This window comes from Pseudomonas sp. NPDC099000 (assembly GCF_044759925.1).
Taxonomy (GTDB): Bacteria; Pseudomonadota; Gammaproteobacteria; order Pseudomonadales; family Pseudomonadaceae; genus Aquipseudomonas.
The window spans coordinates 95,248-122,068 of record NZ_JBIWAF010000010.1 but is presented as its reverse complement, the minus strand read 5'-3'; the positions used below and the strand labels follow the sequence as shown (position 1 = coordinate 122,068).

At 60.6% G+C, this 26,821-nt stretch carries 26 protein-coding genes; 15 read left to right on the top strand and 11 right to left on the bottom strand.

Annotated elements, in window-relative coordinates; translation table 11 throughout:
• Positions 1-35: 35 nt before the first annotated feature.
• Entirely contained in the window at positions 36-734 is a 699-nt protein-coding gene (locus tag ACIQV9_RS14960) for a DNA-3-methyladenine glycosylase (protein ID WP_403102637.1), read from the bottom strand.
• Between the two features lie 189 nt (positions 735-923).
• On the opposite strand from ACIQV9_RS14960, the gene ACIQV9_RS14955 reads away from it, so the two are divergent.
• The 13 genes from ACIQV9_RS14955 (at position 924) to ACIQV9_RS14895 (ending at position 13,492) form a co-directional block, all read left to right on the top strand.
• Positions 924-2,195 carry a glutamate-5-semialdehyde dehydrogenase gene (locus ACIQV9_RS14955; RefSeq protein WP_403102634.1) on the top strand — a complete coding sequence of 424 codons (1,272 nt, stop codon included), beginning with the start codon at positions 924-926 and terminating at the stop codon, positions 2,193-2,195.
• A 1-nt stretch (position 2,196) separates the two neighbouring features.
• Positions 2,197-2,886: a nicotinate-nucleotide adenylyltransferase gene (nadD, locus tag ACIQV9_RS14950; protein WP_403102632.1), complete on the top strand. Its 690-nt coding sequence runs from the start codon at positions 2,197-2,199 to the stop codon at positions 2,884-2,886.
• A 73-nt stretch (positions 2,887-2,959) separates the two neighbouring features.
• Positions 2,960-3,454, top strand: a complete 495-nt coding sequence (gene rsfS, locus ACIQV9_RS14945) for a ribosome silencing factor (RefSeq protein WP_010467363.1) — start codon at positions 2,960-2,962, stop codon at positions 3,452-3,454.
• Positions 3,455-3,463: 9 nt separating this feature from the next.
• On the top strand, positions 3,464-3,931 hold the full coding sequence (rlmH, locus tag ACIQV9_RS14940) for a 23S rRNA (pseudouridine(1915)-N(3))-methyltransferase RlmH (protein WP_007937439.1): 468 nt from the start codon (positions 3,464-3,466) through the stop codon (positions 3,929-3,931).
• A 10-nt stretch (positions 3,932-3,941) separates the two neighbouring features.
• The gene (gene mrdA, locus ACIQV9_RS14935; RefSeq protein WP_403102629.1) at positions 3,942-5,837 is read left to right on the top strand and encodes a penicillin-binding protein 2; all 1,896 of its coding nucleotides are present in this window, start codon (positions 3,942-3,944) and stop codon (positions 5,835-5,837) included.
• 31 nt (positions 5,838-5,868) lie between these two features.
• The gene (rodA, locus tag ACIQV9_RS14930; protein WP_403102767.1) at positions 5,869-6,972 is read left to right on the top strand and encodes a rod shape-determining protein RodA; all 1,104 of its coding nucleotides are present in this window, start codon (positions 5,869-5,871) and stop codon (positions 6,970-6,972) included.
• 17 nt (positions 6,973-6,989) lie between these two features.
• Positions 6,990-8,000, top strand: a complete 1,011-nt coding sequence (mltB, locus tag ACIQV9_RS14925; protein WP_403102626.1) for a lytic murein transglycosylase B — start codon at positions 6,990-6,992, stop codon at positions 7,998-8,000.
• Positions 8,000-9,010, top strand: a complete 1,011-nt coding sequence (locus tag ACIQV9_RS14920) for a septal ring lytic transglycosylase RlpA family protein (protein WP_403102623.1) — start codon at positions 8,000-8,002, stop codon at positions 9,008-9,010. The genes mltB and ACIQV9_RS14920 overlap by 1 nt, the downstream gene beginning before the upstream one ends.
• Before the next feature lie 181 nt (positions 9,011-9,191).
• Complete coding sequence (locus ACIQV9_RS14915; RefSeq protein WP_403102620.1) at positions 9,192-10,349, top strand: D-alanyl-D-alanine carboxypeptidase family protein; 1,158 nt, start codon at positions 9,192-9,194, stop codon at positions 10,347-10,349.
• A gap of 80 nt (positions 10,350-10,429) precedes the next feature.
• Entirely contained in the window at positions 10,430-10,705 is a 276-nt protein-coding gene (locus ACIQV9_RS14910; protein ID WP_054052426.1) for a DUF493 domain-containing protein, read from the top strand.
• Positions 10,705-11,352 (top strand): lipoyl(octanoyl) transferase LipB, encoded by a 648-nt coding sequence (lipB, locus tag ACIQV9_RS14905; protein ID WP_010467370.1) that lies wholly within the window; start codon positions 10,705-10,707, stop codon positions 11,350-11,352. Before ACIQV9_RS14910 ends, lipB begins: the two co-directional genes overlap by 1 nt.
• 1 nt (position 11,353) lies before the next feature.
• Entirely contained in the window at positions 11,354-12,379 is a 1,026-nt protein-coding gene (gene lipA / locus ACIQV9_RS14900) for a lipoyl synthase (protein ID WP_131063091.1), read from the top strand.
• 162 nt (positions 12,380-12,541) lie between these two features.
• Positions 12,542-13,492, top strand: a complete 951-nt coding sequence (locus tag ACIQV9_RS14895; protein WP_403102615.1) for an LD-carboxypeptidase — start codon at positions 12,542-12,544, stop codon at positions 13,490-13,492.
• 122 nt (positions 13,493-13,614) lie between these two features.
• On the opposite strand, the gene ACIQV9_RS14890 is transcribed toward ACIQV9_RS14895, so the two are convergent.
• The 5 genes from ACIQV9_RS14890 to leuS all read right to left on the bottom strand — a co-directional run bounded on the left by ACIQV9_RS14890 (position 13,615) and on the right by leuS (position 19,752).
• The gene (locus tag ACIQV9_RS14890) at positions 13,615-14,937 is read right to left on the bottom strand and encodes a lytic murein transglycosylase (RefSeq protein WP_403102612.1); all 1,323 of its coding nucleotides are present in this window, start codon (positions 14,935-14,937) and stop codon (positions 13,615-13,617) included.
• Positions 14,938-14,999: 62 nt separating this feature from the next.
• Entirely contained in the window at positions 15,000-15,164 is a 165-nt protein-coding gene (gene arfA / locus ACIQV9_RS14885) for an alternative ribosome rescue factor ArfA (protein ID WP_403102609.1), read from the bottom strand.
• A gap of 209 nt (positions 15,165-15,373) precedes the next feature.
• Complete coding sequence (gene holA, locus ACIQV9_RS14880; protein ID WP_403102606.1) at positions 15,374-16,411, bottom strand: DNA polymerase III subunit delta; 1,038 nt, start codon at positions 16,409-16,411, stop codon at positions 15,374-15,376.
• A 39-nt stretch (positions 16,412-16,450) separates the two neighbouring features.
• Positions 16,451-17,056, bottom strand: coding sequence for an LPS assembly lipoprotein LptE (gene lptE / locus ACIQV9_RS14875; protein WP_403102603.1), 606 nt, complete (start codon positions 17,054-17,056; stop codon positions 16,451-16,453).
• A gap of 89 nt (positions 17,057-17,145) precedes the next feature.
• Positions 17,146-19,752: a leucine--tRNA ligase gene (leuS, locus tag ACIQV9_RS14870; protein ID WP_403102601.1), complete on the bottom strand. Its 2,607-nt coding sequence runs from the start codon at positions 19,750-19,752 to the stop codon at positions 17,146-17,148.
• A 279-nt stretch (positions 19,753-20,031) separates the two neighbouring features.
• On the opposite strand from leuS, the gene ACIQV9_RS14865 reads away from it, so the two are divergent.
• Both ACIQV9_RS14865 and ACIQV9_RS14860 read left to right on the top strand, forming a co-directional pair.
• Positions 20,032-20,352, top strand: coding sequence for a hypothetical protein (locus tag ACIQV9_RS14865; protein ID WP_010467377.1), 321 nt, complete (start codon positions 20,032-20,034; stop codon positions 20,350-20,352).
• Positions 20,353-20,456: 104 nt separating this feature from the next.
• Entirely contained in the window at positions 20,457-21,224 is a 768-nt protein-coding gene (locus ACIQV9_RS14860) for a YdcF family protein (RefSeq protein WP_403102598.1), read from the top strand.
• 131 nt (positions 21,225-21,355) lie between these two features.
• Here the strand turns inward: ACIQV9_RS14860 and lnt are convergent, their stop codons facing one another.
• From lnt to miaB, 5 genes are all read right to left on the bottom strand, one after another.
• Positions 21,356-22,879 (bottom strand): apolipoprotein N-acyltransferase, encoded by a 1,524-nt coding sequence (gene lnt, locus ACIQV9_RS14855; protein WP_403102596.1) that lies wholly within the window; start codon positions 22,877-22,879, stop codon positions 21,356-21,358.
• Positions 22,880-22,887: 8 nt separating this feature from the next.
• The gene (locus ACIQV9_RS14850) at positions 22,888-23,727 is read right to left on the bottom strand and encodes an HlyC/CorC family transporter (protein WP_109635113.1); all 840 of its coding nucleotides are present in this window, start codon (positions 23,725-23,727) and stop codon (positions 22,888-22,890) included.
• A 5-nt stretch (positions 23,728-23,732) separates the two neighbouring features.
• Positions 23,733-24,227: an rRNA maturation RNase YbeY gene (gene ybeY, locus ACIQV9_RS14845; RefSeq protein ID WP_403102592.1), complete on the bottom strand. Its 495-nt coding sequence runs from the start codon at positions 24,225-24,227 to the stop codon at positions 23,733-23,735.
• A complete protein-coding gene (locus ACIQV9_RS14840; protein WP_403102589.1) occupies positions 24,220-25,224 on the bottom strand; it encodes a PhoH family protein in 1,005 nt (334 codons plus the stop codon). The genes ybeY and ACIQV9_RS14840 overlap by 8 nt, the downstream gene beginning before the upstream one ends.
• A 206-nt stretch (positions 25,225-25,430) precedes the next feature.
• Positions 25,431-26,759, bottom strand: coding sequence for a tRNA (N6-isopentenyl adenosine(37)-C2)-methylthiotransferase MiaB (miaB, locus tag ACIQV9_RS14835; RefSeq protein WP_033049358.1), 1,329 nt, complete (start codon positions 26,757-26,759; stop codon positions 25,431-25,433).
• Positions 26,760-26,821 lie beyond the last annotated feature (62 nt).

Sequence of the window (26,821 nt, the reverse complement as noted above, 5' to 3'; positions counted from 1 at the left end):
CCTCGCCACAGTCGCTCCCACAGGGTTTATCTGTATCAGGTCAGCAAAAAATAATCGCGACCTTCGACCTGCCCCCGTCGCAGCGGGTTCCGCGTGCAATACGGCGCGTAAGCCGCATCGACGAAGCGATACATCAAATGCTCATCGCGTCCATGGGGAATGCCCAGGCGCGTGGTTTGAATGATGTGAACAGGCGCCGGGCCGACGTCTTCGACCAGCAACACTTGATGGTCAAAACGCTTGGCATCCCAGACTGGCACCTTCAACCCCAGCGACTTGCATAGCAACGTCTGCCCGGCGCAGAGCTTTTGCGACGGGCGAGGGCGGCCCTGAGCGTCGGGATTGTTCAGCAGCATCTGCGCCAGGCTCGCCGGCCCGCTCAACTCGTCGATCCATGGATAGGCGGATTTGATCAGCACCGCGTTGCCCGGCCCCTGGGCGCTGAAGTTCAGGGAATCACCGCCACGGGCGTAATACATATAGATGTGCCCGCCATCCAGAAACAAAGCCTTACGCTTTTCTGTGTAGCCGAGGGACGCGTGGCTGCCTTTTTCTTCGAAGTAGTAGGCCTCGGTTTCGATAATCCGGGCGCTCAGCCACAGATCGCCGACCCGATGACGGATGACCTTGCCGAGTAAATCTCGGGCCAGGGTTTGCGCGTCGCGGTCGAAAAATGCGTCCGGGAGCCCTGTGGGCAGGCGTGCAGCGGACGCTCGAACAGTCAGGTTGGACATGATGAACGGTGTTTATCAAGGCTGATTGAGTCGTGATGATAACAATTTGCAGCTTAATCCCGGCTGAACGTCGGCAAATTGCCCTCCATTTCGACCATCCGCCCGTCACCGCTGTTAGTCCCGGTACGCGACAGCTATAATCTGCCGCTTTACTCTTTACCAAGACCTTAGCAAAGACCACCACAGACAATGACTGAGTCCGTTCTTGACTACATGACCCGCTTGGGTCGCGCTGCCCGCGAGGCTTCTCGCGTCATTGGCCGTGCCAGCACTGCGCAGAAGAATCGCGCGTTGCAGGCGGCTGCCAATGCGCTGGACGCTGCACGCACCGAGCTGACGGCGGCCAATGAACTGGATTTGGCTGCCGGCCGCGCCAATGGTCTTGAACCGGCATTGCTTGAGCGTCTGGCGCTGACCCCGGAACGCATCGACGGCATGATCGTCGGTTTGCGTCAGGTGGCGGCGCTGCCGGACCCGGTCGGCGCGATCCGCGACATGAGTTTTCGGCCGTCAGGCATTCAGGTCGGCAAGATGCGCGTGCCGTTGGGCGTGATCGGGATCATCTACGAATCCCGGCCGAACGTGACCATCGACGCCGCGAGTCTGTGCCTGAAGTCCGGCAACGCGACCATCCTGCGTGGCGGTTCCGAGGCAATCAATTCCAATCGCGCCATTGCCGCCTGCATCCAGCGCGGCCTGGCCGAAGCCGATTTGCCCGCTGCCGTGGTGCAAGTGGTGGAAACCACTGATCGCGCCGCCGTTGGCGCGCTGATCACCATGCCAGAATACGTCGACGTTATCGTGCCCCGTGGCGGCCGTGGCCTGATCGAACGCGTTAGCCGTGACGCCCGCGTGCCGGTTATCAAGCACCTGGACGGCATCTGTCACGTCTACGTCAGCGCCCACGCCGATCTGCCGAAAGCCCAGCGCATCGCCTTCAATGCCAAGACTTACCGCTACGGCATCTGCGGCGCGATGGAAACGCTGTTGGTGGATCAAACCGTTGCCAAGGATTTCCTGCCATCGATGGCTGCACAGTTCCGCGAAAAAGGCGTCGAACTGCGCGGTTGCGAACGCACCCGGGCGATCATCGAGGCTGTCGCGGCAACAGAAGAAGACTGGAACACGGAATACCTGGCGCCGATTCTTTCGATCCGCGTGGTCGAAGGGCTGGACCAGGCCATCGAACATATTAATAAGTACGGCTCCCATCACACCGATTCGATCGTCAGCGAAAACCTCGCTGACACCCGGCGTTTTGTGGCGGAAGTCGATTCGTCGTCGGTAATGATCAACACCCCGACCTGCTTCGCCGATGGCTTCGAATACGGATTGGGTGCCGAGATTGGCATTTCTACTGATAAGCTGCACGCCCGCGGCCCGGTGGGCCTCGAAGGCCTGACCTGCGAGAAGTACATCGTGGTCGGTGATGGCCAGTTGCGCGGCCAGGCGTCGGTCTGACTTGGGCGACCTCAAACCGTCAGCCCCGCAAACCGCCAGCGAGCCTGCGCCAAGACGCATTGGCGTGCTGGGCGGGACGTTCGACCCGGTGCACATCGGCCATTTGCGCGGTGCGCTGGAAGTCGCCGAATCGCTGGCGCTCGATGAGTTACGCCTGACACCCAGTGCCAGGCCGCCACATCGCGGTACGCCGCAGGTGTCGGCGAAAGACCGTCTGGCGATGGTCGAGTGCGCGGTGGCCGGTGTGGCGCCGTTGGTGGTGGACGCCCGCGAATTGCAGCGGGACAAACCGTCCTACACCATCGACACCCTGGAACTGATGCGCGCCGAATTGGCCGCCCCAGACCAGGTTTTTCTACTTTTGGGCTGGGACGCATTTTGCGGCCTGCCCACTTGGCACCGCTGGGAAGAGTTGCTCCAGCATTGCCACATCCTGGTGCTGCAACGCCCGGATGCCGACAGCGAACCGCCGGATGCCTTGCGCAACCTGCTGGCAGCGCGCTCGGTGAGCGACCCGCTGGCCCTCAAAGGGCCGAGCGGACAGATTGCATTCGTCTGGCAGACGCCGCTCGCGGTATCCGCCACCCAGATCCGTCAACTGCTGGCCAGCGGTAAGTCGGTACGTTTCCTGGTGCCCGACGCGGTCCTGGCCTACATCGATGCGCACGGTCTGTACCGTGCGTCGAACTGAAAAGAGGGCACGCTTCCAGGCACGTAATGACGTGTATTGAAGCGCCCGAACATACGAGCAAAACGAGTTTTATATGACGAACAAAGACGTAACTAAAGTAAAGCGCAAAGGCACGTTCAAGAGCGCCCCGCTGCCTGAGCCGGTTCTCACCACCGAGCCACTGAAGGGTGATGAGCTGGTCAAGGTTGCCGTAGCCGCCCTGGAAGACGTCAAGGGCCAGGACATCCAGGTCATCGACGTTCGTGAAAAGCAGAGCATCACGGACTACATGATCATCGCAACCGGTACCTCCAACCGCCAGATCGGCGCGATGCTGGATAAAGTCCGTGAAGCCGTCAAAGCCCTGGGCGTCAAGCCGCTGGGTGAAGAAGGCAAGGGCGACAGCGACTGGGTGCTGCTGGATATGGACGATGTCATCGTGCACATGATGACCGCTTCGGCTCGTCAGTTTTACGACCTCGAGCGTCTGTGGTCCGGTGCGGAACAGAGCCGTGCTCTGAACGCGGCTCACCACAGCCCGGAAAACACCCATGAGCACTTCGTCAAGCTCAACAAAGACCAGCAATAAGGGACCGCTGTGCGACTGCGACTGATCGCCGTCGGCTCCCGCATGCCCAAATGGGTGGAAGAAGGCTGGCATGAATATGCCAAGCGTCTTCCGTCCGAGCTGGCGCTGGAACTGGTGGAAATACCGCTCAACACCCGTGGCAAGAACGCCGACGTGGCACGCTTCATCCGCCAGGAAGGCGAAGCCATGCTGGCCAAGGTCGGGCCGAATGAGCGTGTTGTCACTCTCGAAGTCCACGGCAAGCCCTGGAGCACCGAGCAGTTGGCGGTCGAACTCGATCGCTGGCGGCTGGACTCGCGCACGGTGAATTTCATGGTCGGTGGCCCCGAAGGGCTGGCGCCGGAAGTCTGTGCGCGGGCCGATCAGCGCTGGTCGTTGTCGCCGTTGACGTTGCCGCACCCGCTGGTGCGGATTCTGATCGGCGAACAGCTGTACCGTGCCTGGACAGTCTTGTCCGGCCACCCTTACCACAAGTAGTTCTGCCCTCATGCCCCAGCCGATCCGCATCAAGGACCACGAAAGAGACGCCCGTCTGGTGCGTGGCCGCGTCGTGTTCGGGGCAATTGCGGTGGTGTTGCTGATCTGCGTGCTGATCGCGCGGCTGTATTTCCTGCAGGTGGTTCAGTACGAGTACCACTCGACCCTGTCGGAAAACAACCGCGTCCATGTGCAGCCGATTCCGCCGACGCGCGGGCTGATCTTCGACCGCAATGGCGTGGTGGTGGCCGATAATCGGCCCAGCTTCAGCCTGAGCATGACCCGCGAACGGTCCGGCGACTGGCAGCAAGTGCTCGACGTGATCGTCGAAGTGCTGGAATTGACACCCGAGGACCGGGTGATCTTCGAGAAGCGCATGCGTCAGGGGCGTCGACCGTTCGAGCCGGTGCCGATCCTGTTTGAGCTGACTGAAGAGCAGATTGCCCGGATCGCGGTGAATCAGTTCCGTCTGCCGGGTGTGGAAGTGGTCGCGCAGCTGGTGCGTCACTACCCGCAGGGCCCGCACTTCGCGCACTCGGTGGGCTACATGGGGCGGATCAACGAGAAAGAGCTGAAGTCTCTCGATCCGGTCAATTACAGCGGTACCCACCACATCGGCAAAACCGGCATCGAGCGTTTCTACGAGCCGGAGCTGCACGGTCAGGTGGGTTACGAAGAAGTCGAGACCAATGCTCGAGGCCGCGTCTTGCGCGTGCTCAAGCGTACCGATCCGATTCCCGGCAAGGACATCGTCCTGAGTCTGGACATCAAATTGCAGGAAGCGGCCGAAGCGGCGCTCGGTGGTCGCCGTGGCGCCGTGGTGGCGCTGGATCCGAAAACCGGCGAAGTCCTGGCGATGGTCAGTGCGCCGAGTTTCGACCCTAACCTGTTCGTCACCGGCATCAGCTTCAAGGCCTATTCCGAGTTGCGCGATTCCATCGACCGGCCGCTGTTCAACCGCGTGCTGCGCGGTTTGTACCCACCGGGTTCGACCATCAAGCCGGCGGTAGCGATTGCCGGTCTGGATGCCGGCGTCGTCACTGCGTCGAGTCGAGTGTATGACCCCGGCTACTACCAATTGCCCAATTACGACCACAAATACCGGAACTGGAACCGTACCGGCGACGGCTATGTCGACCTGGACACGGCAATCATGCGTTCCAATGACACCTACTTCTACGACTTGGCCCACAAGCTGGGGATCGATCGGTTGTCGGCGTACATGGGCAAATTCGGCATCGGCCAGAAGGTCTCGCTGGACATGTTCGAAGAGTCGCCGGGGCTGATGCCGACACGGGAATGGAAGCGTGCAACCCGGCGTCAGGCCTGGTATCCGGGCGAAACACTGATTCTGGGAATCGGTCAGGGCTACATGCAGTCGACGCCGCTGCAACTGGCCCAGGCCACCGCGCTGGTGGCCAACAAAGGCATCTGGAACCGCCCGCACCTGGCCAAGACCGTCGAAGGCGAGCGGCCCAAGGATGATAACCCGATGCCGGACATCGTCCTGCGCGACCCGTCCGACTGGACCAGGGTCAACCACGGCATGCAGCAGGTGATGCACGGTGCCCGGGGTACGGCGCGCAAAGCGGCGATCGGTTCGCAATACCGCATCGCCGGGAAAAGTGGTACGGCACAGGTGGTCGCGATCAAGCAGGGCGAGAAATACGACCGCTCCAAGGTTCAAGAGCGCCACCGCGACCACGCCTTGTTCGTCGGCTTCGCGCCGGCCGACAACCCGCAAATCGTGGTGTCGGTGATGGTCGAGAACGGCGAGTCCGGTTCTGGTGTCGCCGCGCCGGTGGTGCGTCAAATCATGGACGCCTGGCTTCTGGACCAGGACGGTCGGTTGAAGGCCGAATACGCCAGCCCTATCAGTGCGGAGGCTACGGCCCGTGAAGAGTAATTTCGATCGCATCCTCTCCAGTGAGGATGTGATGCGTCGCCGCGCGACGCTGTTGCAACGCATGCACATCGACGGCCCGTTGCTGATCCTGCTGCTGACCCTCGCCGCCGGCAGCCTCTTCGTGCTGTATTCGGCCAGTGGCAAGAGCTGGGACCTGCTGGCCAAGCAAGCCACTTCGTTCGGCATCGGCCTGGTGTCGATGATCGTCATCGCCCAGTTCGAGCCGCGTTTCATGGCTCGCTGGGTGCCGGTCGGTTATGTGATCGGCGTGCTGTTGCTGGTGGTGGTGGACGTCATGGGCCACAACGCCATGGGTGCCACGCGCTGGATCAACATCCCGGGGGTGATTCGCTTCCAGCCTTCGGAGTTCATGAAGATCCTGATGCCGGCGACCATCGCCTGGTACTTGTCCAAACGCACCTTGCCGCCTCAGCTCAAGCATGTGGGCGTCAGTCTGTTTCTGATCGGCTTGCCGTTTATCCTGATTGTGCGTCAGCCCGACCTCGGCACTTCGCTGTTGATCCTCGCCGGTGGCGCATTCGTTCTGTTCATGGGCGGCCTGCGCTGGCGCTGGATCCTCAGCGTGATTGCCGCGGCGGTGCCGGTGGCAGTCGCCATGTGGTACTTCGTCATGCACGAATACCAGAAGCAGCGAGTCCTGACCTTCCTCGACCCCGAGAGCGATCCGCTGGGCACGGGCTGGAACATCATTCAGTCGAAAGCCGCCATCGGTTCCGGCGGTGTGTTCGGCAAGGGCTGGTTGCTCGGCACCCAGTCGCACCTGGACTTCCTGCCGGAAAGCCACACCGACTTCATTATTGCGGTGATGGGCGAGGAATTCGGCCTGGTGGGCATCTGCGCGCTGCTGCTGATTTACCTGTTGTTGATCGGTCGCGGGCTGGTGATTACCGCCCAGGCCCAGACATTGTTCGGCAAATTGCTCGCGGGCAGCCTGACCATGACGTTTTTTGTTTACGTTTTCGTCAACATCGGTATGGTCAGTGGCCTGTTGCCGGTTGTGGGGGTGCCGTTGCCGTTCATTAGCTACGGAGGAACTTCGCTGGTAACGCTGCTGTCAGCGTTTGGGGTTTTGATGTCGATCCATACCCATCGTAAGTGGATCGCACAGGTTTGAATAAGGTGAAGATGTCAATGCAAGTAATGCGTGGCTGGGCGACTCGATACGCGCCATGGGTCGGCCTGGTAAGCATCCTTGGCACAGCGCAGAACGCGTTGGCCGGCGATTACGAAGGCTCACCCCAGGTGGCCGAATTCGTCGGTGAAATGACCCGCGACTACGGTTTTGCCGGTGAACAGCTGATGGGCGTGTTCCGCGAAGCCGAGCGCAAGCAGTCGATTCTGGACGCGATCTCGAAGCCTGCCGAACGGGTCAAGCAGTGGAACGAATATCGCCCGATGTTCATCACCGACGCGCGCATCGCCCGTGGTGTGGATTTCTGGCGTCAGCACGAAGCGGTACTGGCCCGTGCCGAGCAGGAATACGGTGTGCCGGCTCAGGTCATCGTCTCGATCATCGGCGTTGAAACCTTTTTTGGCCGCAATACCGGCAATTTCCGGGTGATCGACGCCTTGTCGACCCTGGGTTTCGACTATCCTCCCCGTGCCGAATTCTTCCGCAAGGAGTTGCGTGAGTTCCTGTTGCTGGCCCGTGAGGAGCAGGTCGATCCGCTGACCCTCAAAGGCTCTTACGCCGGCGCCATGGGTTTGCCGCAGTTCATGCCGAGCAGCTTTCGCGCGTATGCGGTGGACTTCGACGGTGACGGCCACATTAATATCTGGACCAATCCGGACGATGCCATCGGCAGCGTCGCCAGTTATTTCAAGCGTCACGGCTGGGTCGCCGGCGAGCCGGTGGTCAGCCGCGCCGATGTGCATGGCGAGCAAGTGGATGAAGGTTTGACGACGGGCATCGAGCCGACTAAAACGGTCGGGGAGTTGCGAGCCTTGGGCTGGTCGAGTCATGATGCGCTGCGCGATGATATGCCGGTCACGGCTTTCCGCCTGGAAGGTGACAATGGCCCCGAATACTGGATGGGCCTGAAGAATTTTTACGCAATCACGCGTTATAACCGCAGCGTGATGTACGCCATGGCGGTACATCAACTGTCTGAACAGCTGGTCCAAGCACGGGGCGTCAAGTAATGCGGGCATTGCCTATGAATAAACCCCTGAAGCTGATGGTATTCGCCGCGTTAGCGGTGCTGGTCGCCAGTTGCTCGACCAGCCGTGCGCCGACGCAAAAGTCTTCAACGGCCGTTCGCGCAACGCCTGGCCTGGACATCAACCGTGCGCACAAAGACGGCGCGCCATGGTGGGACGTCGACGTATCGCGCATCCCGGATGCCACGCCGACCCTGCACTCCGGTCCTTATAAAGCCAACCCGTACACCGTGCTGGGCAAGACTTACTTCCCGCTGCAAGAATCCAAGACCTACGTCGCCTCGGGCACGGCGTCCTGGTACGGCACCAAATTCCACGGTCAGAACACCGCCAATGGCGAGGTGTATGACCTGTACGGCATGAGTGCCGCCCACAAGACTTTGCCACTGCCAAGTTACGTTCGGGTGACCAACCTGGACAACAACAAGAGCGTGATCCTGCGGGTCAACGATCGCGGGCCGTTCTATTCGGACCGCATCATCGACTTGTCCTACGCCGCCGCGAAAAAACTCGGTTACGCCGAAACCGGCACTGCGCGGGTCAAGGTCGAGGGCATCGATCCGCAACAGTGGTGGGCACAAAAGGGCCGTCCGGCGCCTTTGATGCTCAACGAGCCGCAAGTAGCGCAAAATGCCGCGCCGACGATTACCGCTTCGGCCGGCACCGTCGAGCAATGGACGCCACCGCCGCAGCAACACGCCGCGGCCGTAGTGCCCGTGCAAATTGATGCAAAAAAAAACGCTTCTGTACCAGCCTCTGGCCAGTATCTGCAGGTGGGCGCGTTCGCCAACCCGGACGCTGCAGAACTCCTGAGATCGAAGCTCAGCGGGATGGTGAGCGCTCCGGTGTTCATCAGCTCGATCGTGCGCAATCAACAGACGCTGCACCGGGTGCGCCTGGGGCCGATCGGTTCGCCGGGTGAAATCCAGCAAGTGCAGAACAGCGTGCGCCTGGCCAATCTCGGTTCGCCGAGCGTGGTCACCGCCGAATAATACGTAGTACCTGATTGACGGTTCGCTTGCGGTTTGGGGGGTGGACCTGGTTGTTGGCTCTTGAAGAACAAAAGCCCGGCAAGGGTTCTGAGTGAGCAACTGAACACGCGATGGCCCGTTAGAAGGCCATCTAGATTAGTTTTGCCCTCGGGCAGTTTCCATTAGCGATTTCGAGAGACGGATGAACATCACCACCTTTGCCAAACGCCTGTGCCTGCTAGTCCCGCTGCTCCTCTCGCCTGCCGCTTTCGCGGTCGAGATGATGCCGTCGCCACCGCAACTGGCTGCCAAAGCCTATGTACTCATGGACGCCAGCAGCGGCAACGTGCTGGTCGAGAACAACGGTGACCAGCGTCTGCCGCCTGCCAGCCTGACCAAGCTGATGACCGCGTACATCGCGACCCTGGAAATCCGTCGTGGCCAGATCGGTGAAAACGATCCGGTGACCGTCAGCGAAAACGCCTGGCGTACCGGCGGTTCGCGGATGTTCATCAAGGTCGGCTCGCAAGTCACTGTCAGCGACCTGCTGCACGGCATCATCATTCAGTCGGGCAACGACGCCAGTGTTGCGCTCTCCGAGCACATCGCCGGCAGCGAAGACGCATTCGCCGACATGATGAACAAAACCGTGGCCGACCTGGGCATGACCAACAGCCACTTCATGAACCCGACCGGTCTGCCGAACCCCGAGCACTACTCGTCGGCTCACGACATGGCCGTGCTGGCTCGCGCGATCATCCATGAAGACCCGGCTCACTATGCGATCTACTCGCAGAAAGAGTTCTTCTGGAACGGCATCAAGCAACCTAACCGCAACCTGCTGCTGTGGCGTGACAAGACCGTCGACGGTCTGAAAACCGGTCACACCGACGAAGCCGGCTACTGCATGGTGTCTTCGGCCGTCCGTGATGGCATGCGTCTGATCGCCGTGGTGTTCGGCACCAACAGCGAAGTGGCCCGTGCTTCCGAAACCCAGAAGCTGCTGACCTACGGTTTCCGCTTCTTCGAAACCCAGACCTTCTATCAGAAAGGCGCCGAGCTGGCTCAGGCTCCTGTCTGGAAAGGCAGCACCAATCAAGTCAAGGCCGGCCTGGCTCAAGACCTGACCATGACCCTGCCAAAAGGCCAGCTGAAAAAGCTTGCCGCCAGCATGACCATGAACCCGCAACTGGTTGCGCCAATCGCCAAGGGCGACGTAATCGGTAAAGTCGAAGTGAAACTGGACGACAAAGTGGTGCACAGCGCCGACCTGATCGCCCTGGACGCTGTCGAGGAGGGTGGTATCTTCCGCCGCATGTGGGATAGCATCCGTCTATTCTTCTACGGCTTGTTCAACTGAATTAGTGTGGACTTGCATGGCCCCGTTCCAATCCGGAGCGGGGCCATGTCCGTTGCCACGGCTTACGAGGCCGTTACGCCATGACAGATACCGAAGTAAAGGCGCCAAAGATCGAATTTCCTGCCAATGATTACCCGATCAAAGTGATCGGCGACACCATTGTGGACATCAAGCAAAAGATCATCGATATCGTTAAGAAACACGCAACGATCAACGATGAAAAGGTGGACGAACGCCAGAGCAGCAACGGCAAGTACACCACCATCCAGTTGCACATCATCGCCACCGGTCAAGACCAGCTGTACGACATCAACAGCGAACTGCGGGCTACCGGTTTCGTGCACATGGTGCTGTGATGTCTGGCACGCTGGGTTTTCGCGAGCTCGGCCAGATGGCTTACGAGCCGGTCTGGCATGCCATGCAACGCTTCACCAACGAACGCGGCAGCAATGCCGCGGACGAGATCTGGCTGGTTGAACACCCGCCGGTGTTCACCCAGGGCCAGGCCGGCAAGGCCGAGCACTTGCTGCTGCCGGGGGATATCCCGGTGGTGCAGGTCGATCGCGGTGGTCAGGTGACTTACCACGGGCCGGGCCAGTTGGTGGCCTATCTGTTGCTCGACGTGCGCAAACTGGGTTTCGGCGTGCGTGACCTGGTCACCCGCATGGAGCACTGCCTGATCGAGCTGCTGGCCAGCTACGGCGTGACCGCAGCAGCCAAGCCTGATGCGCCGGGTGTCTACGTCAACGGGGCGAAAATCGCGTCCCTGGGTCTGCGGATCCGCCACGGTTGCTCCTTTCATGGCCTGGCCCTGAACGTGGACATGAACCTGGAACCGTTTCGACGGATTAATCCCTGCGGCTACGCCGGGCTGGCGATGACCCAGCTGAGCGATCACGCAGGATCGATTGAATTTGCCGAGGTAAGTGCCCGGCTGCGCGCGCAGCTCGTCAAACACCTCGACTATGCTGAGCAGACGACCCTAACGGGCGGAATCGACTGATATGACTACTGATGCAGTGCAAACCATGATCCCGACGCTGGATGTTACCGAGCGTCCGGCCCCGCGTGCCAAGGTTGAAGCCGGCGTCAAGCTGCGCGGCGCCGAGAAGGTTGCACGCATCCCGGTAAAGATCATTCCGACCACCGAACTGCCGAAGAAACCTGACTGGATCCGCGTGCGCATCCCGGTTTCCCCGGAAGTCGATCGCATCAAGGCTCTGCTGCGCAAACACAAGCTGCACAGCGTGTGCGAAGAAGCGTCCTGCCCGAACCTCGGCGAGTGCTTCTCCGGCGGCACGGCCACGTTCATGATTATGGGCGACATCTGCACCCGTCGCTGCCCGTTCTGCGACGTAGGCCACGGTCGTCCGAAGCCACTGGACGTCAACGAGCCGGAAAGCCTGGCCATCGCCATCGCCGACCTGAAGCTGAAATACGTGGTGATCACCTCGGTGGACCGCGACGACCTGCGTGACGGCGGTGCCCAGCACTTTGCCGATTGCATCCGCGAGATCCGCAAGCTGTCGCCAAACGTGCAGCTCGAAACCCTGGTCCCGGACTACCGTGGCCGTATGGACGTTGCACTGGAAATCACCGCCGCCGAGCCGCCGGATGTGTTCAACCACAACCTGGAAACCGTGCCGCGCCTGTACAAGGCTGCGCGTCCGGGTTCGGATTACCAGTGGTCGCTGACCCTGCTGCAACGCTTCAAGCAGATGATGCCGCACATTCCGACCAAGTCCGGTTTGATGCTGGGCCTGGGCGAAACCGACGAAGAAGTCATCGAAGTCATGAAGCGCATGCGCGAACACGACATCGACATGCTGACTCTGGGCCAATACCTGCAACCGTCCCGCAGCCACTTGCCGGTCCAGCGCTTCGTGCACCCGGACGTTTTCGCCTGGTTCGCCGAGGAAGGTTACAAGATGGGCTTCAAGAACGTCGCTTCCGGCCCGCTGGTACGTTCCTCGTATCACGCCGACGAGCAGGCGAAGCTGGTCAAAGCTGAATTGATGTCGTCTCTGTAATAAAACGCCCGCAAGGCTTTTCAGCCTTGCGGGCGTTTTTATTGGCCGTGCCTACGGCCGCTACCGTCTTTTCCTGCAACCTGCGGGGCGATTGATCCTCTTCTGTTTGTCCCCGTTCCTGACTACTGTGTGCTGAAGCTTTTCGCGCAGGGAGATTCATGGATGACCGTTCGACCCACTCACACGCTGTTTCCTCACTCCGCCGTTCCGGCCTTGCCTTCGCAAGGGCTGATCGGCGTGATTGCGCCCGCCGGTCCTGCCGGGCTGGACACTGATAAAGCCGTTGCCTGGATGCGCGCTCGCGGTTATGCGCTGCGGGTGTTTCCCGGGGTGTACGAACAGGATGGCTACCTGGCCGGCAGCGACGATATGCGGCTCAATGATTTGCACGCGGCGTTCGCCGACACGGAAGTCGACGCGATCATTTGCCTGCGTGGCGGTTACGGTACGCCGCGTCTGCTCGATCGCATCGATTTCGAGTTACTGCAAAACAACGCCAAGCCGTTCATCGGCTACAGCGACATCACTGCGCTGCACGTGGCGATCAGCCGTTACGCCGGTTTCGTGACCTTTCATGGTCCGCTGCTCAATGCCGATTTGCTGGGCGAGAAGCAAAAGCCGACGGAGTCTTCGTTTTTCAACATGCTCAGAGGGCAGGTGAAAGCGGGCAGTGTGCTTTCGCACCCGGTTGCCTGGCCGCTGACCACGATCGAGCCAGGCATCGCTCACGGGCGTTTGCTGGGGGGCAATCTGTCGATGATTGCCGCGACCATTGGCACGCCGTATGAGATGGAGGCTGAAGGCGTCATTCTTTTTATCGAGGACATCAACGAACCGCTGTATCGCATCGACCGCTTGCTGACTCACCTGCGCCTGGCCGGCACGCTGGGCAAGTTGCGCGGAGTTTTGGTGGGGGATGTGGCGGGGGTTGATGTTGTGGCGCTCGAGCGATTGCTCAAGCAGACATTCGAGCCGTTGCGGATTCCGGTGCTGGCCGGATGGCGCAGCGGGCATTGCGATCCGAACCTGACGTTACCGATGGGCGCGTTGGTTCGACTGGATGCGGGGAAGAAGGAATTGATGTTGGAGCAGGATGTGGTGGTCAAACGGTAGACAGTTGTCGCCTGACAGTCAGTCTTCGCGAGCAAGTCGAATCGTCGCACCGCTCGCTCCTGCAGGATGGTGTGATCCTGTAGGAGCGAGCGGTGCGGCGATCCGACTTGCCCGCGAAGCTTTTAACGGTTCCGCAGGCCTTCAAGCAGCTTGTGCGTCGGATACCCGTCCGCCGGCCAGCCAAACGACTGCTGGGCACTGCGGATCGCCTTGCGAGTATTCGCGCCGATGATCCCGTCAGCAGTGCCCGCATCGTAGTTCTGCGCGCTCAGCAGGCTTTGCAGTTCGATCCGCTCGGTGCGGCTCAACGGCAAATCATCTTTTGGCCAAGCGCCGTTGATCAGGCCCCCACCATTGAAACGCTCGGACAACAGGCTCACCGCCAATGCATAAGACGACGAGTTGTTGTACTTGAGGATCGCGCGGAAGTTGTCGAGCACCAGGAAAGCCGGGCCACGATAACCGGCCGGCAGCAGCAGGGCGGCGGACAGGTGTTCGGAGCCCGCCGGAACCTGGGCGCCATTAGGCAGAGAGACACCCAACTGTTGCCATTCGGCGACGCTCTTGCGAATCGTGCCGTCGGCAAGGACGTAATTGAAGCTCCCCGGCAACTGCACTTCAAAGCCCCATGGCTGGCCTCTCTGCCAGCCAGAGCTTTGCAGATAGTGCGCCGTCGAGGCCAAGGCATCGGCCGGGCTGCCCCAGATGTCGCGGCGGCCGTCACCGTCGAAATCCACGGCGTGGGTGTTGTAGGTGGTCGGGATGAACTGGGTCTGGCCCATGGCGCCGGCCCAGGAACCGAGCATTTTCTCCGGTTCGATATCGCCTTGTTGCAGGATTTGCAGGGCGGCGATCAGTTGCGCATGAGCAAAGCCCGGACGCCGGCCTTCGTAGGCCAGGGTCGCCAGGGAGTTGATCACTGACTTGTTGCCCTGGAACTGGCCGAAGTTACTCTCCATGCCCCACACCGACACCAATGCCTGGCGGTCGACGCCGTAGCGCTGTTCGATGCTTTGCAGGATGTCGGCGTATTCGCTGACCAGCGCCTGACCTTTGCGTACCCGCAGCGGCGACAGGGCGCCGTCAAGGTATTCCCACACCGGGCGGGAGAATTCGGGTTGGCTACGATCGGCGCGGATCACGCTGTTGTCCAGGATGATATTGGCGAAGGCGCGGTCGAACAGATCGGCGCGGATGCCGGCGGCCAGCGCATCTTTGCGAAAGCCCGCCTGCCATTCGGCGAAGGTCTGGGTGGGCTGGATGTCGAGGTTTTCACCGGTCGGCACCACGGGCGGAATGACCGCAGGGGCTGTCGCGACGGGAAGGGTCTGAAGCGGCTGGGCGTCGGCGGCGGTCGGTTTTTCCGCACAGGCGACAAGCAAAATGAGGCTGGAGGCAGCGATCAGTTGGCGCAGGGGCCAACGACGGGAAAGACAAAGGGGCATGCACAGGTCCAGGGAATACGAATCAGGTGCAGACCTTAACATGTTGAGCGATTGCTTGCCTTTCAGGCCGCCAGAAAGTAAGAAGCCTCCCAGCTATCAGACTGGAAGGCTTCGCGGCGGTAGCTGCCTTTGCCCTTGCCGGCTCGTTCCTGACGGCTGCGGAACAGTGACTGGGCGATGATGGATTTGGCCTTGTTGGGGCCATGCTTCGATGGCTTTTTGCTCATGATCGGATCTCTCGATTGAGTGGATTTTGCGGGGGAAATAATCTGCCGAAGTTGGGGTTCTGTCTAGTCCCCACATTGTGTAGGACCTTTCGGGCGCCTTCGCGGGCAAGCCTCGCTCCTACAGGTTGGAGCGTCCACATAATGGCGGGTCGACTCTGGCCTGTAGGAGCGAGGCTTGACCGCGAATGGCCGTTATGCGGTCAAAAATGTCACTCGGCAGGCAACGACAATCTCTGGCCCGCCATCAACAACGACAACCGACTCAAACTCATCCACGGCGACCCGGCAGCCTGGCCCTTGATCTGCGCATCGATACGCTGCGCTTCCAGCAACAACTGCGCCCAGCGTTGCGCCGGGTAGCGTTGCAGGGCTTTGCTCATCAGGGGTTTGCGCTTGTCCCAGACCGGCGGTCGGGCCTGGCTGAAGGCTTTGTCCAGTGGCACACCCTGGCTGTATTGCAGCGAAAGGTTGGCCAACAGGCGCAGCTCACGGGCCAGCGCCCAGAGAATCACCGGTGGCTCGACGCCTTCACCGCGCAGCCCTTCGAGGATGCGCAGGGCATGGGCGGCTTCGCCGTTGAGAATCGCGTCGGTCAGGCCAAACACATCGAAGCGCGCACTGTCGGCCACCGCCGCTTGCACGGTTTCAACGGTGATCTGGCCACCTTCGGCCATCAGTTTGAGCTTTTCGATTTCCTGGGCGGCGGCCAGCAGGTTGCCCTCGACCCGCGCGGCAATCAGTTCCACGGCGTCCTGGCTGGCGGAAAGCCCGGCCTGGGATAGCCGTTGACGAATCCAGCTCGGTAACTGGTTGGCATCCACCGGCCAGATCTGCACGAACTGCGTCTGCTGTCCTTCGACCAGCGCCTTGCCCCACTTGGTTTTCTGCGCACTGCCGTCCAGCTTGGGCAGGCTGATCAATAGCACCGTGTCTTCGGCCGGGCGCGAGCAGTACTCGATGAATGCAGCGGCGCCTTTGTCACCGGGTTTGCCGGAAGGCAAGCGCAGTTCCAGCAGGCGCTTTTCGGCGAACAACGACATGCTTGCGCCGGCTTGCAGCAACGTTCCCCAGTCGAAACTGGCGTCGGCAGCGAAGACCTGGCGTTCGTCGAAGCCCTGTTGGCGAGCGGCGGCACGAATCGCGTCGGCGGCTTCCTGGCACAGCAACGGGTCATCGCCACTGATGATGTAGACCGGCGCGAGGGTGCCTTGCAGGTGCTTGGCGAGTTGGGCGGGGGCGAGCTTCATAAGAGAGGGCGAACGGGGCGCCTGGGCGCCCCGTAAGTCTTATTGCTGCGGGATTTCGATGGGCGACTGGCGCGGGGTTTCCGCTTCAGCTTTCTGCGCCGCTTCCAGTGCCTGGGCTTCGGCTTTGGCCTTGGCGTCGGCGGTTTGTTGCAGCTGGTCCAACTGAGTCGGAGTGAGCTGTGACAGGCGCAACATCATGCGTTGAACCAACTCGCGACGGGATTCTGTGCGGGCGGTATTGGCTTCCTGGTCGGAACCCACCAGGTTGTTGCCGTCGTGGATAAAGATCTTCTGCACTTCGAGCTTGTCGCTCAGCAGCGGCAGGCCTTGCGCACCCCGGATGTCATAGCTCAGCACGGTGCTCACCTGATATTCGCCAGTACGGCCGGCACCGGCGTAGCTGAGGATGCGCTGGCTTTCCTGTTCATCGGTCAGCACCAGTTTGTACGGCGCTCCGGTGTAAACCTTGACGCCGCTGCTTTGCAGTACCTGACGCAATTGCGTCACGGTTTCGCCATAGGCGTTGCGGGCGCTCAGATCGAGCTCCTTGATCGCTATTTCATTGGTGCCGGTGCCGCGCAGCTGGAAACCGCAGGCGCTCAACAGGACCGCGAGGCCCATCACCAGCAAATTGCGTTTGATCATCTTGTTGCTCCCCTTGAAACCATGTGGGCCGATCGTGCGGCCCGAAAGGTTTTACTCGGCGCCAGGCTCACCTGGCGCCTGATCCAATTTTAGCTGGCGACGATATTGACCAGTTTCCCGGGCACTACAATCACTTTACGAATAGTCAGGCCGTCGACGAAGCGCAGCACGTTCTCGTTGACCCGGGCAGCGGCTTCGACTTCTTCGCGAGTCGCGGTGGCCGGCATTTCGATCTGGCCGCGCAGCTTGCCGTTGACCTGGATAACCAGCGTCAGGCTGTCCTGCACCAGCGCGGTTTCGTCCACCACCGGCCAACCGGCGTCGATCACCGGGCCAGCGTGACCCAGTTGATGCCACAGCTCGTGGCTGATGTGCGGGGTGATCGGAGCCAGCAGCAACGTCACGGCTTCCAGACCGTCGTGAACCAGTGCGCGATCCTGTTCGGTGTCTTGCGCGGCTTTTTCCAGCACGTTCATCAGCGTCATCACCTGGGCGATGGCGGTGTTGAATTTGTGGTTCTGGCCGACGTCGTGGCTGGCCTGCTTGATGGCCAGGTGGATCGAACGGCGGATGGCTTTCTGCTCGTCGTTCAGGCTGGCGACGTCCAGTTTGCCCGGCAAGCCCTGAGTGACGTGCGCTTGAGCCAGACGCCAGACGCGCTTGAGGAAGCGGTGCGAACCCTCGACGCCGGAATCGGACCATTCCGCGCTCATGTCAGGTGGCGAGGCGAACATCATGAACAGACGGCAGGTGTCTGCACCGAACTGGTCGATCATCGACTGTGGGTCGACGCCGTTGTTCTTCGACTTGGCCATCTTCTCGGTGCCGCCGATTTCCACCGGCAGGCCGTCCGCGATCAGCTTGGCGCTGATGACCTTGGCCTTGCTGTCGCGTTCGAGTTCGACGTCCGCCGGGTTGAACCAGGTGTAGGCACCGTTGGCTTCGCGACGATAGTAAGTCTCGGCGATCACCATGCCTTGGGTCAGCAGGTTCTTGAACGGCTCGTTGGAGCTCACCAGGCCTTCGTCGCGCATCAGCTTGTGGAAGAAGCGCGCGTACAGCAGGTGAAGAATGGCGTGTTCGATACCGCCGATGTATTGATCCACTGGCAACCAGTGGTCGGCTGCGGTTTTTTCTACCAGGCCACCTTCATAGTGCGGCGAGGCGTAACGGGCGTAGTACCACGAGGACTCGACGAAGGTGTCCATGGTGTCGGTTTCACGCTTGGCCGGTGCGCCGCATTTCGGGCAAGCGCACTCGTAGAACTCAGGCATGCGCGCCAATGGCGAGCCGGCGCCATCCGGCACCACGTCTTCGGGAAGTACGACAGGCAGTTGATCTTCCGGGACCGGCACATCACCGCAGGTGGTGCAGTGGATGATCGGGATCGGGCAGCCCCAGTAGCGCTGACGGCTGATGCCCCAGTCGCGCAGGCGGAACTGGGTGCGCGAGGCGCCGAGGTTTTTCTTGATCAGCGCGACTTCAATGGCGTCGAACGCGCCTGCGAAGTCCAGACCGTCGAATTCGCCGGAGTTGATCAGCGTGCCGTGCTCACCGTAAGCGTCCTGCCATGGAGCCGGGTTGGTGTCACCGGAACTGGTGCGCACCACGGACTTGATCGGCAGGTCGTACTTGGTGGCGAACTCGAAATCGCGTTCGTCGTGAGCCGGTACAGCCATGACCGCGCCATCGCCGTAGTGCACCAGCACATAGTTGGCGACCCACACCGGGAGTTTCTCACCGGTCAGCGGGTGCTCGACGAACAGCGAGGTCGGCAGGCCTTTTTTCTCTTGGGTGGCGACGTCGGCTTCGGCAACGCTGCCGCCCTTGCATTCAGCGATGAACGCTTGCAGCTCGGGGTTGTTCTGTGCGGCCAGGGTGGCCAGCGGGTGTTCGGCGGCCACGGCGACGTAGGTTGCGCCCATCAGGGTGTCCGGACGGGTGGTGAAGACTTTCAGCGCGCCGGTTTCGCCGATGGAATCGACGTTGTACGGGAACTGCACTTCCATGCCGCGGGATTTGCCGATCCAGTTGCGCTGCATGGTCTTGACCTGTTCAGGCCAGCCCGGCAGATCGTCGAGGCTCGACAGCAGCTCATCCGCATAGGCGGTGATCTTGAAGTAGTACATCGGGATTTCGCGCTTTTCGATCAGCGCGCCGGAACGCCAGCCGCGACCGTCGATCACCTGTTCGTTGGCCAGAACGGTCTGGTCGACCGGGTCCCAGTTCACGGTGCCGCTTTTTTTGTAAATCACGCCTTTTTCGAACAGGCGAGTGAACAGCCATTGTTCCCAGCGGTAGTAATCGGGCTTGCAGGTGGTCACCTCGCGGGACCAGTCCACCGCCAGGCCCAGGCTGCGCAGCTGGGTTTTCATGTAGGCGATGTTTTCGTAGGTCCACTTGGCGGGCGCTACGTTGTTTTTCATCGCGGCGTTTTCCGCCGGCATGCCGAAGGCGTCCCAACCCATGGGTTGCAGGACGTTCTTGCCTTGCATGCGCTGGTAGCGGGAGATCACGTCGCCGATGGTGTAGTTGCGCACGTGCCCCATGTGTAGCTTGCCGCTGGGGTAAGGGAACATCGACAGGCAGTAGAACGTCTCCTTGCCTGGCTGTTCACTGACTTCAAAGGACTTTTGCTCGTCCCAGAACGACTGGGCGGCGGCTTCGATTTCACGGGGCTGATATTGTTCGTGCATGGCTACTTTTGAACTGAATAGGGGTGGCCTAATCCTCTTCAATGCAACGTTGGACGGTGACCACGCCAAATTGGCGTTTCGGTGCCCGAACGAGCTGGAAGTGGAGTTACAGGAAGCGCCGTAGCATACATGACCGCACTCTACCGAGGGAAACCCTGATTACTGCCGCGCGTCTTGCGAAAATCGCCGCGAGGGCCGTTGGTCGCGGCATCCAGCCGGTTTGTTGATGGAAGCTAAGCTCTAAATGGGGAGCGAGTCTTATCTTCAATGAGGTGAGGGATGGTTGAGTCACAGCAAAAAGTCACGAAACCGCAGCTGTACGAAAGACTGATCGATCGTCTTGGGATGGCCTTGGACGCTGCAAAAACCGCTGACCGGCTACGCGATGAGCGTCCCTTGGAGCTGGAACTGCGTGGGTTGAGCCCCGCAGAGTTTGCACTGGTCAAAGCCTATCTTGACCGCAGTGAACGTGAGACGCACGGATGCTTGTCTGCAGCAGTGAAGCAACTCGACGCACCACGTTCGGCCAAGATCATCTGGCTCAAGGACAAGGCACCTGGCAGGGACGCGGAAAAGGTCCGGTCTCTGCAATTCAAATAACGGCTGCAAGCCATTACCCATGTTTTTTAAAGCATAGTCCTTCCGCATTTGTTGTCGCATTGCGTCAACCCACTTAGGCTTCGGGCATCTTATGGAGATGCTCGATGCCTTTTCGTTATTTCGTGAAACAACTTCTGTTGCCGCCCGGCATTCTTTTGCTGCTGCTGATCCTTGCGTGGTGGTTGCGCCGCTCAAGGCCGAGGCTTGCGGGCGTGTGCTTTGCCTTGGGTTTCGGCGGCTTCTTGTTAATGAGTTTGCCGGTGGTGGTGCAGTGGGGCGCCAAGGCCTTGGAAAGTGAGCCGCCACTGGCGCGCGAGGAATGGGCCACCCTGGGCCAGCGCGCGGATGCGATTGTACTGTTGGGTTCCGGGCGTGAGCGTGGTGATATTGCCTGGGGGGCTGATCAGCCAACGGGCATAGGTCTGGAGCGCGAACGGTATGCAGCACGCCTGGCCAAGGCTTCCGGGTTGCCCATTCTCACTAGCGGCGGCCTGCATTACGGCACGCCACCCACTGAAGCGAAATTGATGGCGGATTCGTTGCACGATGATTTCGGCGTCACCGTGCGTTGGCAGGAAGGACGCAGCCGCACGACGTGGGAGAACGCGCAGTTCAGCGCCGAGGTGTTGCTGCCGCAGGGAATCAAGCGGGTGGTGGTTGTAACTCAGGCCTGGCACATGCCGCGATCAGTCTGGAGTTTTCAGCAGGCGGGATTTGAAGTGGTGCCGGCACCGGTGGGTTTCTTAGGCGTGGACAATGCCCGGCCGCTGGGCGGCTGGATGCCGGAATTCAAATCGATCTGGCAGAGCGGGCAGTTGTTGAATGAGGCGGTGGGGCAGATCGGGTATTCGATGTTTTACCGACAGAAGTGATGGATCACCTGTGATTGATCGTTCCCACGCTCTGCGTGGGAACGCATCCCGTGACGCTCTGCGTCACAGCGTCAACAGCGGAACGCGGAGCGTCCCTGGCGGCATTCCCACGCAGAGCGTGGGAACGATCATTAGACGGTTTTGGCCATCCGGTTCGCCACCAGCGCCCAGACAAACAACAGCACACAAACGATGATCAACGGCCACGAGCGCCATTCCAGGTAAGGCGTCAGGTTGTGCATCGGCACGACTTCGCCGTACAGGATGCCGCGTTCGAACTGCGGGATCTGCACCGTGATCTGCCCGAACGGGTTGATCAGGCCGGTCACGCCGTTGTTGGTGGCGCGAATCATCCAGCGGCCTGCCTCCAGCGCGCGCATCTGCGCCATCTGCAAATGTTGCAGCGGACCGATGGAGGTGCCGAACCAGGTGTCGTTGCTGATGGTCAGCAGCAAATCACTGCGGGCCGCCAGGCTGGCGGCGAATTCCGGGTAGACCACTTCGTAGCAGATGAACGGCGCAATCTGATAGCCCTTGGCTTGCAGCATCGCCTGGTCGGCCGGGCCACGGGCAAAGTCGGACATCGGCAGGTCAAAGAACGCGATCAGCCCACGCAGCACGTCCTGCAACGGAACGTATTCGCCAAACGGCACCAGCTTCTGCTTGAGATAAGTGCCGTCGCCTTCACCGAGGACGGTGATGCCGTTGAAGAAGCGCTTCTCGTGGTGGACTTCCTGGCGGATCGGTACGCCGGTAATCAGTGCAGATTTACGCTCGGCGGCGAAATTCCCCATCATATTCAGGTAGCCCTCGGCGGACTCCTTGAGCACCGGGACGGCCGTTTCCGGCCAGATCAGCAAGTCGACCCGTTTGGAGCTGAAACTCATGTCGCGGTACAGCGCCAGCTGCGCGTTGAGCTGCGCCGGGTCCCACTTCATGCTTTGTTCGATATTGCCCTGAAGGGCGGCGACGCTCAGCGCCGGGCCCGCCGGGCTGGTCCAAGCGTGTTCTTTCAGCGCCATGCCGGCCACCCAGGGGCCGACCAGCAGAAACACGCCTACTGCAATGAAACCTTTACGGCCCGTGCGCACCAGGCGCATTGCGTTGTAGATCAGCGCAGCCGTCAGGGCCAGGGTGAAGGAAATCAGCCACATCCCGCCGACGGGGGCGAGCCCCGCCAACGGGCCATCGAGCTGGCTGTAACCGGAGTAGAGCCACGGAAAACCGGTGAGGAACCAGCCGCGAAAGGCTTCCTGGCCGACCCACAGCGCGGCAAACGCCAAGGCATCCGCCAGCGGCGCTTCGTTGCGACGCAGCCAGCGCGCCCAGATCCAGGCGGGCAGGGCGAAGAACCAGGCAATCGCCGCCGTGAAAATCAGCATCAGGAAGCCGGCCAGCAGCACCGAAGCACCGCCGAAGTGGTGAATGCTGTAATAGATCCAGCTGGTGCCGGCGCCAAACAGGCCGAAACCGAAACACCAGCCACGGCCCAAGGCCTGACGGGGACTCAGTTCGCGCAAACCGGCATAGAAGAAGCCGACCGCCAGCAACGCCAACGGCCAGATATCGAACGGCGCCAGGGCCAGGGTGGTGAGTGCACCGGCCGCCACGGCCAGCAGGTTACCGGGCCAGCCGGGGCGGGTTACGCGGAGCATGTCAATCCTTAACGGGCAATGGGCGTCAGGCGAAGCAAGTGAATCCGACGGCTGTCGGCGTTCAGGATGCGGAAGCGGTAAGGGCCGATTTCAGTGATTTCGTTGCGTTTTGGCAAGTGCCCGAACGCGCTCATCACCAGGCCGCCAACGGTGTCGAACTCGTCGTTGGAGAATTCGCTGTCGAAGAACTCGTTGAAGTTCTCGATCGGTGTCAGGGCCTTGATCAGGAAGTCACCGCTTGGAAGAGGCTTGATGTAGCTGTCTTCTTCGACGTCGTGCTCGTCTTCGATGTCGCCGACGATCTGTTCCAGCACGTCTTCGATGGTCACCAGACCCGCCACGCCGCCGTATTCGTCAATGACGATGGCCATGTGGTTGTGGTTGGCGCGGAATTCACGCAGCAGCACGTTCAGACGCTTGGACTCGGGCACGAAGGTGGCCGGGCGCAGCAGATCCTTGATGTTGAAGCTGTCGCCATTCTCCTTGAGGATCAATGGCAGCAAGTCCTTGGCCAGCAACACGCCCATCACGTCATCGTGGCTTTCGCCGATGACCGGGTAGCGGGAGTGGGCCGAGTCGACCACGGCAGGCAGGAACTCGCGAGGTGTCTGGGTCGCCTTGATGCTGATCATCTGCGAGCGCGGGACCATGATGTCCCGTACTTGCAGGTCAGCCACCTGGATGGCGCCTTCGACGATGGCCAGGGCTTCGCTGTCCAACAGTTTGTTCTGGTGTGCGTCGCGCAGCAGCTCCAGCAGCTCCTGGCGGTTCTTCGGCTCGTGGGCAAAAGCCTGGGTGAGCTTACCCAGCCAAGACTTTTGCCCGTTGCTCGATCGATCTTCGCTCATAGCGATTACTCTGAATCCTTTGTTGTCACGGTAGGGGTTGTGTCTGTTTCGTCGTCTGCATAAGGGTCGGGGTAGCCCAACTCGGCAAGCAACGTTCGTTCCAGTGCTTCCATTTCTTCGGCTTCGTCGTCATCTATATGGTCGTAACCCAGCAGATGCAAACAACCGTGAATCACCAGATGCGCCCAATGGGCCTTTAGTTCCTTGCCTTGCTCGGCGGCTTCGCGCTCGACCACCGCCACGCAGATCACCAGATCGCCCAGCAGCGGAATGTCGAGAAACTCGTCAGGCACATCGGCAGGAAACGACAGGACATTGGTGGCGTAATCCTTCTGCCGCCAGGTGTGGTTCAGCTCGCGACCTTCCTCTTCATCGACCAAACGAATGGTCATTTCAGAGTCGGCGGTGCGCTGGCGCAGGGCCAGTTCGCACCATTGGCGGAACTCGGCTTCGCTCGGGGCAGGCGCTGGGGTAGCCAGTTGCAGATCAAGCTCAAGCATCGCGGCGACTGTCCTTTGGCGTTTCGTCTGCCACGCGATTCTCGAAGCGCTCATAGGCTTCGACGATGCGCTGCACCAGAGGATGGCGCACAACGTCCTTGGGCATGAAATGGGTGAAGCTGATGCCCGGCACGTCTTTGAGCACTTCGATCACATGGTGCAGCCCGGACTTGGTGCCTTTCGGCAGGTCGACCTGGGTGATGTCACCGGTGATGACGGCCGTGGAGCCGAAGCCGATACGGGTCAGGAACATCTTCATCTGTTCGACGGTAGTGTTCTGGCTCTCGTCGAGGATGATGAAACTGTTGTTCAGCGTGCGACCGCGCATGTAGGCCAGTGGCGCAACTTCGATCACCTGGCGTTCGATCAACTTGGCGACGTGTTCGAAGCCGAGCATCTCGTAGAGTGCGTCGTAGAGCGGGCGCAGGTACGGGTCGATCTTCTGCGACAGGTCGCCAGGCAGGAAGCCGAGCTTTTCGCCCGCTTCAACTGCAGGACGCACCAGCAGGATGCGACGAATCTGCTCGCGTTCCAGCGCGTCTACCGCGCAGGCAACGGCCAGATAGGTCTTGCCGGTACCGGCCGGGCCGATGCCGAAATTGATGTCGTTACCGAGGATTTCCTTCACGTAGCGCAGTTGATTCAAGCCGCGAGGGCGAATCATGCCTTTCTTGGTGCGCAGGGCGACGGAAGGTTCGGACGGGGAGACGTTGTCCAGCTCTTCGACGGCCGACTCCTGCAGGAACAGGTGAACCATGTCCGGCGACAGCTCGGTACCTTTGGTTTCCCGGTACAGACGGCGCAGGAGGTTTTCCGCGGAGGTGGTGTGTTTGGGCTCGCCGATCAGCTCGAACTGGTTTCCGCGATTGCGGATCTCGATGGTCAGGCGCTGTTCGATCAAGCGCAGATGCTCGTCGAATTGCCCGCACAGATTGGCGAAGCGACGGGCCTCAAAGGGCTCGAGGATAAAACGATGTGGTTCTATGGGTGCGTTCAAGGTCGTATTTAGCCGCCCTGGGGCAATTAAGATGAAATCAAGGATAACGCCAGTGGGCTGGGTGCGAAAGCTCTTAAATAATCCAGCGCCAAACACCGTCCCTGTAGGAGCGAAGCTTGCTCGCGAAGGCGGAATTTCAGACGACTCATGCTGTGAGTGTCAGTCCGCCTTCGCGGGCAAGCCTCGCTCCTACAAGTCATGCGGTGTTACTGGATCAGCGAGCCCCGCAGCGAGTGCGGCTGCGCGGCGTCGATGTGCACGTCGGCGAACTGGCCGATCAAGGTCGGATTGTCGCAGCGGAAGTTGACGATACGGTTATTCTCGGTCCGGCCTTGCAGCTCGCCGGGGTCTTTTTTCGAATAATCGGTGACCAGGATCCGCTGGATCGAGCCGACCATTTGTCGGCTGATCTCGAAACCTTGCTGGTTCAAGCGATGTTGCAGCGCGTTCAGCCGTTCTTTTTTCAGTTCTTCCGGCGTTTCATCGGCCAGATCCGCAGCCGGGGTGCCCGGGCGCTGGCTGTAGACGAACGAGTAGGAGAAGTCGAAACCGACGTCTTCGATCAGCTTCATGGTCTGTTCGAAGTCTTTCTCGGTCTCGCCCGGGAAGCCGACGATGAAGTCCGAACTGATGCAGATCCCTGGGACAGCAGCACGCAGCTTGCGCAGTTTGGATTTGTATTCCAGCGCGGTGTGGTTGCGTTTCATCGCCGAGAGAATGCGGTCCGAACCCGATTGCACTGGCAAGTGCAGGTGTTTCACCAGTTCCGGCACGTCGGCGTGGGCCTGAATCAGGCTGTCGGAGAACTCCAGCGGGTGCGAGGTGGTGTAGCGAATCCGATCGATGCCATCGACGGCGGCCACCACGCGGATCAGCTCGGCGAGATCGGCCAGGCGTCCGTCGTGGGTGGTCCCGCGATAGCCGTTGACGTTCTGCCCCAGCAACGTCACTTCGCGCACGCCGTTTTCGGCCAGATGGATGATCTCGGCAATCACATCGTCGAACGGACGGCTGACTTCTTCACCGCGGGTATAAGGCACCACGCAGAACGTGCAGTACTTGCTGCACCCTTCCATGACCGACACATAAGCGCTCGGGCCATCGATACGTGGCTCGGGCAAATGGTCGAATTTTTCGATTTCCGGGAACGAGACGTCGACTTGCGGCAGCTTGGTGGCGCGGGCGGCGTCGATCATTTCCGGGAGGCGGTGCAGGGTTTGCGGGCCGAAGACCACGTCGACATACGGTGCGCGATCGCGGATGGCGGCGCCTTCCTGGCTGGCTACGCAACCGCCGACGGCAATCACCATGTCCGGGTTGGCCAGTTTCAGTTCGCGCCAGCGGCCCAGTTGGGAATACACCCGGTCCTGGGCGCGTTCGCGGATCGAGCAGGTATTGAGCAGGATCACGTCGGCATCTTCAGCTCGAGCGGTGACTTCCAGGGCCTGATGTTCGCCCAGCAGATCGACCATGCGCGAGCTGTCGTACTCGTTCATCTGGCAACCGTGGGTTTCGATGTAAAGCTTCTTGGCCATGGATACAGTCATCACGTGATTCAAAGAACCGCGCATTATAGGGAACATGTCTCTAGGTTCCT